Origin of the sequence: Thermoactinospora rubra, from assembly GCF_002093975.1 — a bacterium.
Taxonomy (GTDB): domain Bacteria; phylum Actinomycetota; class Actinomycetes; order Streptosporangiales; family Streptosporangiaceae; genus Nonomuraea; species Nonomuraea rubra_A.
This window is the reverse complement of the sequence record NZ_MSZZ01000100.1, coordinates 1-11,790: the sequence shown is the minus strand read 5'-3', so window position 1 is coordinate 11,790 and position 11,790 is coordinate 1. Positions and strand designations below refer to the sequence as shown.

Annotated in this window: 12 protein-coding genes; 4 read left to right on the top strand and 8 right to left on the bottom strand. The window is 69.6% G+C overall.

Features of this window, described 5'->3' with window-relative positions:
- Positions 1 to 265: 265 nt before the first annotated feature.
- A complete protein-coding gene (locus BSB02_RS38885) occupies positions 266 to 1,117 on the bottom strand; it encodes an SDR family NAD(P)-dependent oxidoreductase (RefSeq protein WP_084966016.1) in 852 nt (283 codons plus the stop codon).
- Between the two features lie 126 nt (positions 1,118 to 1,243).
- A complete protein-coding gene (locus tag BSB02_RS38880) occupies positions 1,244 to 1,477 on the bottom strand; it encodes a hypothetical protein (RefSeq protein WP_240507055.1) in 234 nt (77 codons plus the stop codon).
- 71 nt (positions 1,478 to 1,548) lie between these two features.
- Here BSB02_RS38880 and BSB02_RS38875 point away from each other — a divergent pair, with 71 nt between their 5' ends.
- On the top strand, positions 1,549 to 1,884 hold the full coding sequence (locus tag BSB02_RS38875) for a LysR substrate-binding domain-containing protein (RefSeq protein ID WP_084966014.1): 336 nt from the start codon (positions 1,549 to 1,551) through the stop codon (positions 1,882 to 1,884).
- Between the two features lie 153 nt (positions 1,885 to 2,037).
- On the opposite strand, the gene BSB02_RS38870 is transcribed toward BSB02_RS38875, so the two are convergent.
- Both BSB02_RS38870 and BSB02_RS40980 read right to left on the bottom strand, forming a co-directional pair.
- The gene (locus BSB02_RS38870) at positions 2,038 to 3,435 is read right to left on the bottom strand and encodes an FG-GAP-like repeat-containing protein (RefSeq protein ID WP_084966013.1); all 1,398 of its coding nucleotides are present in this window, start codon (positions 3,433 to 3,435) and stop codon (positions 2,038 to 2,040) included.
- Between the two features lie 38 nt (positions 3,436 to 3,473).
- Positions 3,474 to 5,042, bottom strand: a complete 1,569-nt coding sequence (locus BSB02_RS40980; RefSeq protein ID WP_158088879.1) for a GH25 family lysozyme — start codon at positions 5,040 to 5,042, stop codon at positions 3,474 to 3,476.
- 147 nt (positions 5,043 to 5,189) lie between these two features.
- On the opposite strand from BSB02_RS40980, the gene BSB02_RS40975 reads away from it, so the two are divergent.
- Complete coding sequence (locus BSB02_RS40975; RefSeq protein ID WP_158088878.1) at positions 5,190 to 5,333, top strand: hypothetical protein; 144 nt, start codon at positions 5,190 to 5,192, stop codon at positions 5,331 to 5,333.
- A gap of 171 nt (positions 5,334 to 5,504) precedes the next feature.
- On the opposite strand, the gene BSB02_RS38860 is transcribed toward BSB02_RS40975, so the two are convergent.
- Both BSB02_RS38860 and BSB02_RS38855 read right to left on the bottom strand, forming a co-directional pair.
- Positions 5,505 to 5,981 carry a DUF488 domain-containing protein gene (locus BSB02_RS38860; protein WP_240507056.1) on the bottom strand — a complete coding sequence of 159 codons (477 nt, stop codon included), beginning with the start codon at positions 5,979 to 5,981 and terminating at the stop codon, positions 5,505 to 5,507.
- Positions 5,982 to 6,058: 77 nt separating this feature from the next.
- Positions 6,059 to 6,454: a RidA family protein gene (locus tag BSB02_RS38855; protein WP_084966010.1), complete on the bottom strand. Its 396-nt coding sequence runs from the start codon at positions 6,452 to 6,454 to the stop codon at positions 6,059 to 6,061.
- Between the two features lie 127 nt (positions 6,455 to 6,581).
- Here BSB02_RS38855 and BSB02_RS38850 point away from each other — a divergent pair, with 127 nt between their 5' ends.
- Positions 6,582 to 7,556 carry a helix-turn-helix transcriptional regulator gene (locus tag BSB02_RS38850; RefSeq protein WP_084966009.1) on the top strand — a complete coding sequence of 325 codons (975 nt, stop codon included), beginning with the start codon at positions 6,582 to 6,584 and terminating at the stop codon, positions 7,554 to 7,556.
- A gap of 54 nt (positions 7,557 to 7,610) precedes the next feature.
- Here the strand turns inward: BSB02_RS38850 and BSB02_RS38845 are convergent, their stop codons facing one another.
- Both BSB02_RS38845 and BSB02_RS38840 read right to left on the bottom strand, forming a co-directional pair.
- On the bottom strand, positions 7,611 to 8,369 hold the full coding sequence (locus tag BSB02_RS38845; RefSeq protein ID WP_084966008.1) for a MerR family transcriptional regulator: 759 nt from the start codon (positions 8,367 to 8,369) through the stop codon (positions 7,611 to 7,613).
- A gap of 10 nt (positions 8,370 to 8,379) precedes the next feature.
- Positions 8,380 to 9,264, bottom strand: a complete 885-nt coding sequence (locus tag BSB02_RS38840; RefSeq protein ID WP_084966007.1) for a DUF2268 domain-containing putative Zn-dependent protease — start codon at positions 9,262 to 9,264, stop codon at positions 8,380 to 8,382.
- A gap of 217 nt (positions 9,265 to 9,481) precedes the next feature.
- Here BSB02_RS38840 and BSB02_RS38835 point away from each other — a divergent pair, with 217 nt between their 5' ends.
- Positions 9,482 to 10,690, top strand: a complete 1,209-nt coding sequence (locus BSB02_RS38835; RefSeq protein ID WP_084966006.1) for a coiled-coil domain-containing protein — start codon at positions 9,482 to 9,484, stop codon at positions 10,688 to 10,690.
- Positions 10,691 to 11,790: the final 1,100 nt, after the last annotated feature.

Genomic DNA, 11,790 nt, shown 5'->3' with positions numbered 1-11,790 from the left:
GCACAGGCTGAATCCCCGGCATTCATGCCGGGGAGCACGTCAATGCGTGGTTCTGACATCGCCGAGGCTGGACGACATCGCCTCCGCCACCGAGTGGTCGCAGACGGTCCACGAGTCGGTGGGTCGGCGTCCTGGTCGGTCGTTTTGAGCCTGGGCGGGGCCAGATCGGTGCGCCCGCGCCGCCGGGCCCAGGCCGATCGGCCACGGCACTCCCACCCGCTGACCGATGGCGGCCTCGCCCGGCCGGCACACGGCCGGGCGAGGGTCACCGATCTGCTTGATCGAGGTTGCCCTGAGCCTCCGCCGAGAGGTCCTGCCAATCGGCCCAGGTCTTGAGCCGGTCGGCGTAGACCTGCTGCAGCATCGGGTAGAAGCCCAGGCCGAAGAGCACCCGCAGGGGCGGGTTGTCCGAATCGACGATCTTGAGGAGCGCCTGGGCCGCGGCGGCCGGGTCACCGGCGGCCTGCTTCCCCGTGAACCCGGCCAGGCGCCGGCGGAGGCCGTCGTAGATCGGGCTGGCCTCGGCGACGTGACCGTTGGCGAGCGGATCGGGGTTCTTGCCCGACCTGGTGGCGAAGCCGCCGGGCTCGATGATGGTCACCTTGACGCCGAAGTCGGCAACCTCACCGGCGAGGGCTTCGTTCAACCCCTCCAGGGCCCACTTGGAGGCGTGGTACGCGCCGCCGAGCGGCATCGCGATGAGCCCGGCCGCCGAGGAGAGCTGAACGATGTGCCCCGAGCGCTGCTCGCGCAGGTACGGCAGCGCGGCCTGGATCACCCACACCGCGCCGAACAGGTTGGTCTCCAGCTGGTCGCGCAGCTGCTGCTCGGTCAGCTCCTCGATCGCGCCGATCTGGGCGTAGCCCGCGTTGTTCACGATGACGTCCAGACGGCCGAAGTGCTCCTTGGCCCGCTTGACGCCCTCGAAGACGGCGGCCTTGTCGGTCACGTCCAGCGCGAGCGGAAGCACCGCCTCGCCGTAGGCGGTAACCAGGTCGTCAAGGCTTGCGGCGTTCCGGGCGGTCGCGGCCACCTTGTCGCCGCGGGACAGCGCGGCCTCGACGAAGCTGCGGCCCAAACCGCGCGAGGAGCCGGTGACGAACCAAACCTTGCTCATGATGCCCATCCGTTCTTCGTTGTCGCCTGTCACACGAGGCGTTCGGTCGACCATGAGATGGCGCCGGCGCGATCCCTGTGACAGCGCCCCTACGTGACGTGCGCCACAGGCAGGCGCGACCGGCCCCTAACAGAGGCAGGGCAGGGTCGTCTCGAAGTCGATCAGCTTCGCACGGGTCGGGGTCATCACGATGCGGACTATGCCGTCGTGGTAGAGGGAACGCACCTCCGCCTCCCACTCGACCCGTTGCTCGGGCGTCATCTGATAGGTGCCGGTCGCCTGGAGGTATTCGTCCGGGATGCCGTCGACGTAGTCCGGCTCGGCCCGGCCGCGGATGAGCAGGATCTTCGGCGTGCACATGACGATCCGCGAGCCGTTCCAGGCGACGATGATCGGGATGTTGCGGGGTTTGCCGGGCCAGTGCGACGACGATGCCTGCGGGGCCGTGCCCCAGGTCTGGCCAGCGATCGTGCTGTCAGCGAGCCGGCTTCACCCCGCGGATCGCGTACTCCAGCGACGACATGGTCGTGGTCCAGGCGCTCGTGGCGGCCGGCATGGGGGTCGCCACGCTGCCCGGCCTCGCACTTCAGGCGCACCGCACGCCGGGGATCCACGCCACCGAGATCACGGGCAACGCCCGGCACATCTTCGCCGTCACGTACGGCGAGCCGCCGGACCCGCCCGCGACCACCGCACTGATCGAGATCCTCAAGACGGCCGCAAGGAGCATGATGACGACCTCCCCGGACCGCACTCTTCGTCCGTGATCCGCGCCCACCTCAAGGGCCCAGCCCGATCAGGGGTCAGCTTGACCTTCAACTCGCGCAGCCCTCTGGCCACACCGCGACGTCGAAATGTGCGGACGTCGGGCATGCGGACGGCACCTCTCCGTGCGTCGCGGAGAGGTGCCGTCCGCTTTTTCAGAGAATGTGTGTCATGGTGTCCCAGCCGGAGCCGATTTGGTAGCCGTTTCCGTACGGCGCTCTCGGGGAGACGTTGAAGTTGTTGCCGTAGTACCAGAGCGTGCCGTCCGGCCGTACGGCCAGCACATCGGCGTGGCCGTCGCCGTTGACGTCACCCGCGGTGACGTGCTTCATCACGTCCCAGCCCGACCCGATCTGGTAACCGTTCCCATAGGGAGCCGTGGGCGAGACGTTGAAGTTGTTGCCGTAATACCACAGCGTGCCATCCGGCTTCACGGCCAAGAGGTCGGCGTGGCCGTCGCCGTTCACGTCGCCGGCCGCGAAATGTTTCATCACGTCCCAGCCGGAGCCGATCTGGTAGCCGTTCCCGTACGGCGCCCTCGGGGAGACGTTGAAGTTGTTGCCGTAGTACCAGAGCGTGCCATCCGGCTTCACGGCCAAGAGGTCGGCGTGGCCGTCGCCGTTCACGTCGCCGGTAGTGAAATGCTTCATCGCATCCCAGCCGGAGCCGATCTGGTAGCCGTTCCCGTACGGCGCCCTCGGGGAGACGTTGAAGTTGTTGCCGTAGTACCACAGCGTCCCGTCCGGCTTCACGGCCAGCACGTCGCTGTAACCGTCACCGTTCACGTCACCGAGGGAGGCGTGCCGCATCGTCTGCCAGCCGGAGCCGATCTGGTAGCCGTTCCCGTAAGGAGCGGTGGGCGAGACGTTGAAGTTATTGCCGTAGTAACGCAGCGCGCCATCGGAGGTGACGGAGACGATGTCGGCGAACGCGTCGCCGTTCACGCTCCCGGAGTCTGCGACGTCGGACACGACCGGAGACGTGTAGCCCTCCACGCCCGACGGGTTGGTTTTCAGCGCGATCCTGTCGCCGGAGTTGCCTTCGATGGTTTTGATCGTCCCGCCTGAGTTCGAGACGACGATGCCGACGTGCCTCGGCCTGGTCGCACCCGCGTAGACGATGGCGTCGCCGGGACGTGGGCTGTAACCGCTGCCCACCGGATGCCAGGTCCCTTTTGCCTTCCCGTAGTCTCGCAGCGAATAGGCGTAGCCGTCGATCAGGTCGAGACCTTCCACGACGCCCGCCGTCTTCCACACGTACTTGACGAAGTTGGCGCACCAAGCGTTCACGCGGAAGCCGGACGAGCCGTTGCACGACGGGGCGGAGGTCTGCACCTGCCCGGTGTAGAAGTTGCAGTCTTCCCCGCCGATCTCGCGGTTCCGTGCGGGGTTGCCGTATTCCCGGAAAGCTATGTCGACGATTCGCTCCCTCGTGGTCGACGCAGCGGCGGGCGCGGGGGTGGCGGCGGACAGTGCCACGAGGCCGCATCCGGCGGCCGTGAGGACGGCCGCGGTCTGCGCGAGGACGCGACGGACGAACAGACGTAAACGCATGCTCACTCTTTCTGAAGGATTGGTGAATGTCGCAGTGATCAGAGAATGTGTGTCATGGCATCCCAGCCGGAGCCGATCTGGTAGCCGTTCCCGTACGGCGCCTTCGGGGAGACGTTGAAGTTGTTGCCGTAGTACCAGAGCGCGCCGTCCGGCCGTACGGCCAGCACATCGGCGTGGCCGTCGCCGTTGACATCGCCGGCGGTGACGTGCTTCATCACGTCCCAGCCGGAGCCGATTTGGTAGCCGTTTCCGTACGGCGCCTTCGGGGAGACGTTGAAGTTGTTGCCGTAGTACCAGAGCGCGCCGTCCGGCCGTACGGCCAGCACGTCGCTGTAGCCGTCGCCGTTGACGTCACCCGCGGTGACGTGCTTCATCACGTCCCAGCCCGACCCGATCTGGTAGCCGTTCCCATAGGGAGCGGTGGGCGAGACGTTGAAGTTGTTGCCGTAATACCACAGCGTGCCGTCCGGCTTCACGGCCAAGAGGTCGGCGTAGCCGTCGCCGTTCACGTCGCCGGTAGTGAAATGCTTCATCGCATCCCAGCCGGAGCCGATCTGGTAGCCGTTCCCGTAGGGGGCGGTGGGCGAGACGTTGAAGTTGTTGCCGTAGTACCACAGCGTCCCGTCCGGCTTCACGGCCAGCACGTCGCTGTAACCGTCACCGTTCACATCGCCGAGGGAGGCGTGCCGCATCGTCTGCCAGCCGGAGCCGATCTGGTAGCCGTTCCCGTAAGGAGCGGTGGGCGAGACGTTGAAGTTGTTGCCGTAGTAACGCAACGCTCCATCGGAGGTGACGGAGACGATGTCGGCGAACGCATCCCCGTTCACGCTGCCGCCACGGGCGGACCTGTTCGCCATCGCGTCGAGTTCGGCCTGGGTCCCGTTGAAGACGTCCACGTTCGGAATTCCCGGGATTCCGGGAACGGCGGCCTCGCCGTACTGCCACATGAGCCACTTCGTCCATCCGGGCGGCATCGCCGGGCTGTCCCCGTCGTAGTCGGCGACCTGAAGCGGATAGGAGCCGAACGCGGTGGTGCCGCCCATGCAGCCGTTGATGAAGCCCTTGGCCGTGTAGATGATCGGCTTCCGGCCGAAAGCGCGCTCGACCTTGTCGAGCCAGGCCTTGGCGTCCGCGACCGAGCCGTAGGCGGGGCACCTGCCGGTCTGCCAGTCCCATTCGAAATCGAACACCGGCGGCAGCTCGCCCGGACGGTGCCCGGTGTAGCCGACGGCGCGCAGGGCCGCGATGAAGTGGTCCGCCTGGGCCGCCCCGGTGTTGGGGCTGCGGGCGAGATAGAAGTGGTACGGAGCGATCGCCAGGCCGGCGGCGCGGGCCTGGGCGAAGTCCTCAGCGAACCACGGATTGTTGTGCGCGGTCCCTTCCGTGGCCTTTCTGGTGACGAAGTCCACGCCGGACGCGCGCACCTGTCTCCAGTCGATGGGTTTGCCATCGTGGTGCCCGCTGTAGACGTCGATGCCGTGCACCTGATAGCCCGGCGGGCGCGACCGCGCGTCTCCGGTGCCGGGCATCAGCCCGATGAACGCTAACGCGCCCAGGGCGACGACGAGCATTCTGCGAATGCTTCCTCTATTACGCACTGCGTACACGAGTGGGAGTTCCTCCTCGGGGATGACATTGACTACGGCCACCGCCCATGACCTGGGCAGGCCGGATCGCACGAGGTGTTGTGCGGAACAGCGCGTCAAAGATAGGGACGCGCCCTCATAACCGCGTCATAATTCCGGCCGCCTGCCTTGCTCAAGAAGGCCGTATCCGGCCATGCCCAGGAGGTCCGGCGCCTGTTCGTCGACCGGCTCACCCCCGAAGAGCTCGAGCAGTTCGCCGACCTCGCCACCAAGATCCTCAGCAGTCTGGAGGCAGACCAGCCGCCCCGCTAGGGGCGCCTCTCCCGCATGGCCATGCCACTGCCGCCGAGCAATGGGGAGCCGCCCGGCCCGGCGGTGGAGATCCTCGCACTGCCGCGTACTGTGTCAACCCCGAGACGGCGGCTGGTGACAGCGTCGTCGACGACACCCGAGAAAGGCCACCACCGCTGAGGAGTTCACGTGTCACAACGGGCGCAGGTGCTCGATCGTGACGTGGTGCTGCTCGGCCAGCCGCCGGGCGATCAACGAGCGGTGGCAGGCCTCGGCGTCGCGCTCGACGCACAGCAGCGCCGCGGTCCCGCTGCCCGGCAGAGCCGACACGATCGCCGCGAGGTCGGCGCGGTCGAGGATCTCGGCGGTGTAGCGGCGGGTGTACTCGTCGGCGAGCTCGCGGCGCGAGCGCTTGCCGACCCCTTGGCGGTCGTCCTCGGCGTACTGGAGCCGGCGCAACTCGGTGGTCGGGGCGAGCTCAAGGTGGTGCTCGTAGGCGATCCCGGCATGGGCGAGGGCCGCCTGCAGCCGGCGTGAGTTCGCCCAGGCGTACTCGGGTCCGCGGACGCCGCGGCGCTGCCGTACGTCGAGCAGCAGACGGACGTCCGCATGCCGCAGCCGTTGCAGGAAGGACTCGCCGTCGAAGCCGTAGACGCCGATCGTCACCATGCTGAGCACCGGAAATCACCCACCTGTCTGCTGCGTGTGCCGCCTCTGGAAGCCCCGCCGGAGGCGGCGAGGTCGCATCACGCGACGGCGGTCCCCTCAAGCTCGACCATCAGGTCGGGGATCGCCAGCCGTGTCACTCCGAGCATCGTGGTGGGCGGCGCCACCCCGGCGGCGCCCAGCCGCGCCGCCAGCACGCCGTAGTGCTGGAAGAGCAGATCGACGTCGGTGGTGTAGACGTTGAGCCGGACGAGGTTCGCGAGGGACATGCCGGTCTCGCCGAGCACGGCCTCCAGGTTGTCCAGGCTCAGCGCCAGCTGCGCCGCCATGTCACCGGCGTGCTGGGGCTTGCCGTCGCCGCTCATCGCGGTCTGCCCGGCGCAGTACAGGGTCCGGGTGTGCCCGGAGACGGTCTCGCCCTGGTTGTACCCCAGCTCCACCGACCACGCCCACGGGTTGACCGCCGTTCGCTCCATTGCCACATCAGCTCCATTCGTCGACATCACGCACGTCGAGCGGCTCAGTAGCCGCCCTTTGGCCGTGGTGCCGAGCCTCCCAGCAAATCGCGACATCCTGTGTCGTATATTTCGCTAAAGTCCTCGCATGCGTGCCGACCGGCTGGTCTCCCTGGTGCTGCTGCTGCGCCGGTACGGCCGGCTGTCCGCGACCAGGCTGGCCCGCGAGCTGGAGGTGTCCACCCGCACCGTGCTGCGCGACATCGAGGCGCTGTCCGCGGCAGGCGTCCCGGTCTACGCCGAACGCGGCCGGCACGGCGGTTTCGCGCTGTTGCCCGGTTTCCGGACCGAGCTCACCGGACTGAACCACGACGAGGCCCTCGCCCTGCTGATCGCCGGATCGCGGCGCGGCGCGCAGGCGTTCGGCCTCGGCGCAGCGCTCGCTTCGGCGATGCTCAAGGTGGTCGACGCGCTCCCCGAAAGCCACCGCACCGGCGCGGCCGGCGCGGCCGAGCGGCTGCTCATCGACCCGGAGACCGACCTGCTCTCACGCCGGCCGGCCGCCGAGGAGGTGCCCGACACCGTGGTGGCCGAGGTCCGGCGCGCGGTGCTCGCCGGACGCAAGCTGCGCATCCGCTACGCGGCCGTGGAACAGGCCCCGAAGTGGCGCACGGTGGACCCGATCGGCCTGGTCACCGTACGCGGCCAGAGCTACTTGCTGGCCACGAGGGCCGGCGCGGACCGCACCTACCGGCTGTCCCGGATCCTGGCCGCCGAGGAACTCCCCGAACCCGCACAGCGACCAGACCGCGTCGATCTGGACCAGGTCTGGCGGGAGCGCAGCACGCGGTTCCGGACCGGCGGCGACCAGGTCACCGTGCTGGTACGGGTGGACCCGGCGCGGCGGGAGGAGCTGGTGGGCACCGCGCTGGCCGTCCTCGCCGAGGAACCCGACGCGGGCGGCCGGCTAAGGTTGGAGGTGACCTTCCAGGATTCCCGGCACGCCGAATGGGCGCTGTGGCAGCTCACCACGGACGCGGAAGCCCTGGCCCCGCAGTGGCTGCGCGCCTCCCTGCGCGACCGGGCCGCCGCGATCGCCGCCCGCTACGGAGCGTCATCTTGAGGGTTGTCGCTCGTCCGCCGGCAGCCCACCGGTCGTTTCCGCGAACCACACGGGCTACATCCGGGTCCGCGCGTACGCCTGCAGGGCGTCGCGGACGAACCTCGCCCCCGCGGCGTCGCCGTACATGCCGGCGAAGCGGGGGTCGTCGACGTACATGTCGCCCAGACAGGTCACCATCTCGATCGAGCGTTCCCGGTCGCCCTCGGCCGTGGGGGTGCCCGGGATCTGGCTCAGCCACTGGACGTGCCGGGCGGCCAGTGTTTGAGCGTGGTCCGAGGTCGGGGAGACCCCGGCCTTGGCTGCGGCGACCCAGGCGGCGACGAGATCCTCGGCGGCCTGTTTCCAGGCCCGCTGCTGGGCCAGGGTCTTGCCGTGCCACCAGTCGTTGCTCGCCTGGAACGCGCGCTCGCCCCAGCGTGAGACCACCTCGTCCTCGTAGCGGTCGTTGAACCCCGCCAGCATCACGTCCATCTGCGGTTCCGCCCCCGCCTGCAGGGCCTCGAGCGTGTGCCGCACAGACCGGATCTGCCGGTCGATGCGGTCCCGTTCCTCCTCCAACGCGGCGATGTGCGCGCGCAGCCCGTCGCAGGCGTCCACCTCCTCGGCCAGGACCTCGGCGATGGCCGGCAGGCCCATGCCGAGCCGGCGCATGAGCAGGATCCGCTGGAGCCGGACGACCGCGGCCGGGCCGTAGTAGCGGTACCCGTTCGCGCCGACCCGGGACGGCGGCAGGAGCCCGATGCGGTCGTAGTGACGCAGGGTGCGGCTGGTGATGCCGGCCCTCGCCGCGAGTTCCTGGATCGTCCACTCCATCGTCCCAGTGTCACCTCCGGCGCAGCGTGGCCGCGATGACCTCCGAGGCGTCGGCGTGCAGGGCCTGCGCCGCCGTCTGCCCGGTGGCCGCCAGGTAGGCGTCGACCAGCCGGTTGCCCGCTGCGTACCCGGCACCCATCGGCAGTCCCACCGGGGTGAGGCCGAAGCGCTCGGCGCTGGGGTCGCCGTGCACCCAGGCGGTGAAGTTCTGCATGCCGGTCACGCCGAGCCCGGTGAGTACCTTGGCGAAGACCTCGTCGTCGTGCAGGTGCGGGACGCCGATGCGGGTGCGGCCGAGCTCGTCGCCGTAGAGCTGGCGGGCGAAGGCGTCGGCCAGGCCCTCGGAGACGATGTGATCGCCGACCGTGACGGTCGTCGGGTCCCACACCACTCCTCCCGGGCCGAATCGCAGGTTGTGGTGGAGCTCGTGCACGGTGGTGGCCTCCAGCCGCTCCACGTTCTCGGGGAAGGGCCACAGCGTGATGGCGATGTGGCCTGAGATGCCGCCGAACCCGGTCACTCCTTGGCAGGGCCCCATGAAGTGCTCGTCACCCGGATCGCCGAGCACGAACAGCACGGTGATGTCCGGAGCCTTGAGCCCCGGCGTCGCCTCCAGCAGTACGGCGAGAGCCTCGTCGAGCGCGCGTTGCATCCGTTCCCAGGCTCCGGCCGCTGCCAGGGTTTCGAGCGCGTCGAGGCACCGCTCCTCGTCGCGGTCGAGGGGGAACCCGGACGTCTGGCGGTGCATGGCCACCAGGTCGACCTCGCCGGGGTAGTGGCGGTACATGCCCCTGCTGGGCTCCAGCATCGAACGCAGCAGGTCAACACGGTCGGCGACCGGGGCCAGCAGGATCCGCCGCATGGCGGAGTAGGTGTCAAGAACAGTGATCGACATGGCCCCGAGGCTAGAAGTTGACGCAGCGTCAAGGTCAAACCGGCGGCGCTCCTGGCCGAGGTACGGCTGGGCATGCCGTCACCTGGAGCTACTTCGCCACCCTTCCGGGATCCACATTACTTGCGGGAATCTTTCCTTCCCGCAAGTCACCGCTGCGCAACGAACTAGACTTATTGATTTTGATTTTCCAGAAAATAAAAAATGATAGGCTGCGACCATGACGTCAGACGCCCCTACCGTCACCCCGTGCAAGCACTGCGGCGCCCCCATCGAGCAACGCCCGGGCAGGGGACGCCCGCGCCTGTACTGTCCCAACGGCGACTGCCAGGCGGCCGCCAAGCGGGAGCGTGAGCTGCGCCGTGCCACACCGGGGCTGGAAGGCGCGCTCGCCCGGGCCGAGCAGTTCTACGAACGCATGGAGACCGGCCTGAGCGCCGTGCTCGAGCCGCTGGCCAAGGCGCTGGCCGATGAGCTCAGCCCGGCGGGGGTGGAGGCCAAGATCAGCGCGATCCAGGCCGAGGCCTACACGCAGGTCGCCGTCGCCCGCGCCGAGCGGGAGCAGGCCTTGGAGCAGGTACGGCTGGCGCGGGAGGAAACCGAGCGGACGAGGGCCGAGGCCGAGCGGATCCGGGAGGAGGCGCAGGCGGCGGCGCGGCACGCCCGCGAGCAGGCCGAAGCCGAGGTCGAGCGGATGGCCGAGCTGGTACGGCAGGCGCAGGAGGAACGCGACACGGCCGTCGCCGACGCCGAGAAGGCACGCGAGCAAGCCCTTGCCGCCCTCCGCGAGGCCGCGGCCATCGAGCGCCGGGCGCGCCAGGAGGCGGCGCAAGCCGTACAGCGTGCAGAACTCGCCGAACGGGCCCGGGACCAGGCGGTGCGGGAGCTGGCCGAGCGGGTCGAGCAGGCCGAGGCGGCTACGGAGCAGGCACGCCAGGAGGCGCGGCGGCACGCGGACGAGGCCGCGCAGATCCGGGCGGAGCTCGAGCGGCGGGCCGAGGAGGTACGGCGAGCCAGGCGGGCCCAGCAGCAGGCGGCGGCGGCGCGGGAGGAGGCCGAGCGTGCGCTGGCGGCGGCCGTGGCCCGGGGCGAGGCGGCCGAGCAGGAGCGGGATCGCGCCACCGCGCGGGCGGTGGCGGCCGAACGGGCCCGCGAGGAGCTCCTGCTGCGCGAGCGCGATCTGAAGGTGGCGCTGGACCGGGCGTCGCAGGAGGCCGAGCAGGCCCGTACGGCATGCCGTGCCGAAAGCGAAAAGGCGCGGGCCGCGGGGGAGGAGCTGGCCGCGCTGAAGCTGGACCTCCAGCTGGAGCGAACGCGCAGGGAGGACCTGCTCACGCAGTTGGAGGCCGCCCGCGCCGAGGCGGCCCAGCTGCGCGAGCGGGCGGTGGCCGCCGAACTGCGGGCCCGCAAGCCGAGGAAGACCTCCTGAGCCCGCGTGCATGCCGAGCGTCGAGAACCCGCGTGCGGTTCGGTCCCCGGGCGAGCACGACCACACTGGGCCGTGCCATCCAGAGGAGAAAATACCTGCTGCTCAAGCACTACCCGGGCGCGTCGGCAGCCGTCAGCGAGGTGCCGATGGGGTAGTGGACGCCGGAGGAGCTGTCCACCTACCTGCAGGAGATGCGTGACTTCGCCGCTTGGCTGGAGAGCACGGCGAGTTCGTCGGCAGCCAGGCGCTCTCCCCGGAGGTGACGTGTCCGGGCGCGGGTGGGATGAGACCGCCGCTACGGTGAGCACGGTGCACCGAGGCGAGCATCCGCAGCTCCTCCACGCCCGGAGCAGGGGCGAGGCTGGCCGCCGCGGTGTCGGGCTGGAGCAGCTCCAGCATGCGGCGCAGGTCCTCCATGGCAGTGCGAGCGGCCTGCTCGACGGCGGTCAACGCCGGCCCCCGCCTGTTCGGGCCGCTCGCCGGCCAGATGCCGGGCGACCCCTGACTGGACGGTGATCACCGACAGTGTGGGGGAGACGATGTCGTGCAGGTCGCGGGCGATGCGCAGCCGTTCGGCGTACACCGCCTGCTCCACCGTCGCCGCCCGGCTCCTCTCGGTCTCCAGCACCCGGGCCGTCGCCTGCTCGCGGCCCAGCCGCCAGCACCCACGCCACCACGAAGAACCCCGACTCGGGCAGCGTGGCCGGCGAGAAGGTCTCCGGCGCCCGCAGCGCCACGATGGGGACCGCGATCGTATACGTGGCCGTCAGACAGGCCGGCGAGACCGGAACCGGCCGCCACGCGGCCACCGTGTACAGCGCGAGCAGCACACAGAAGCTGATCAGCCCGGATCCCATCCCGACCAATCGAACAGGGTGTGCACCGCCAGCGTGACCGCCCAGACCGGCAGCGGCCATCATCGTGCTGGGGACTTGTGGCCGATGTTCCGACGAACGGGAGCGGAGTGAAGACACGAAGCCATGGATCCTCATCAAGGGTTGTCGGGACGGAGCTTGGCCCCTGGGCTCGCGTCGATGGACGGTGGGAGCCCGGCTCCTAAGCGTCTATCCAGAAGTTCTGCGCGTAACCGGGTGTGGGAC